This is a genomic window from Streptomyces sp. NPDC001156 (assembly GCF_053598275.1).
Genome location: NZ_JBSFJX010000542.1, coordinates 1 through 1,348, shown reverse-complemented (window position 1 = coordinate 1,348; position 1,348 = coordinate 1). Strand labels below are relative to the sequence as shown.

Sequence of the window (1,348 nt, the reverse complement as noted above, 5' to 3'; positions counted from 1 at the left end):
AGGTGGTGTGACGTGGCCGCCGAGTACGACGGCGTTGACGCGCTGATGGCCGCGATCACGGGCGAGCCGCTGCCCGACGCCGCGCCGGTGCCGAGGCCCGCGCCCGCGACGCTGAGGGTGATCTGCACGACGAGATGCGAGGCGGAGTGCCAGACGTCGCCGAGCACGAACTCGCCGAGCCGGCCCGGCACCAGCAGCAGTGATGCGCCCCAGAACAGCGCGCCGGCGGCCTGCCCCCCGCCCAGGAGGAGGCAGAACGTGCGGAGCCGGTGCGGGGCCCGGCGCAGCACCCGTGCCGCCTCCGGGACGGTGACCAGCGACAGACCCATCAGCACGGCGAGGAACGGGCCCAGCAGGAGCTCTGCGCCCCGCACCGCACCCACCGCGCTCACTCCGACGATCGCGCCGAGCCCGTACGCCCGCAGCTGGCTGGCGCCGCTGAGGCTGACGTTCTCGACCAGGTACCGGTAACCGAGGTCGCGCTGCTCGCGCAGCCAGCCGCGCGCCTCGGTCATCCGGGGCCGGATGCCGGACTGGAGGCAGCCGTAGCCGGCGGCCACTGCGGCGGACGCGCCCCAGGCGAGCACGAAGGCGGCCACGCTGTCCACGTGGGCCGCCACCACCATGGCCGGGACGAGCGCGATGCCCCACACGACGTCGTTGAGGAACGCCTTCCGCCCGGTGCCGGCGGCGAAGAACGAGAACCGCCAGGCGTCCTGCAGCACCAGCGCCGGCAGCACGACGCCGAGGCTGGCGAACGCGGGTCCCTCTCGGCCGCCGACACCCAGCCCGACCACCAGACACACCGCGCCGACAGCGATCCCGACGCCGAGCGCGGTACCCGTCGAGCGGGCCACCGCCCCGCGCCAGGAGGCCTCCGGCACACCGCTGAAGCGGACCACGAGCGGGTCGGTGGCCAGCCCGCGGGAGACGTTGAGCACCACGCCGTAGGTCACCCAGGCCAGGCTGAACACACCGAACGCGGTCACCCCCAGCGACCGGGCCACGTAGGCGCCCACCACGAAGTTGCTCACGCTGGAGGCCGCCTGGTCGGCCAGTCCCCAGGACAGCCGGCCGACGAGGGCCCGCCTGGCGGACCCCCGGGCGTGCCCGGTCGGAACCGCCGGCGCTGTCGTCCCGCTCTCGGTGGTCATCGGCGTCATGCCTTGATCAGTCCGGCGTCGTGCAGGGCGTCGGCCGCGGCGGCGACGGTGTCGAACGGCAGCCCGGACCGCTCGGCGACGTCCAGCAGGCTGTGCTCGCCGTCGGAGAGGTTGAGCACCCAGAGCATGGCCATCTGGGCCTGCTTGGTGTCGCTGCGTCCACCGAGCGCGTCGTACAACCCGCG

Annotated in this window: 2 protein-coding genes; both read right to left on the bottom strand. The window is 74.3% G+C overall.

Annotation, left to right across the window (positions count from 1 at the left end; all coding sequences use genetic code 11):
- Positions 1-1,154 (bottom strand): hypothetical protein (locus ACWDA7_RS52985; protein WP_450615405.1); only part of this gene is annotated, 1,154 nt, incomplete at its 3' end.
- Between the two features lie 5 nt (positions 1,155-1,159).
- A partial coding sequence (locus ACWDA7_RS52980; RefSeq protein WP_450615403.1) for a winged helix-turn-helix domain-containing protein occupies positions 1,160-1,348 on the bottom strand: 189 nt, incomplete at its 5' end.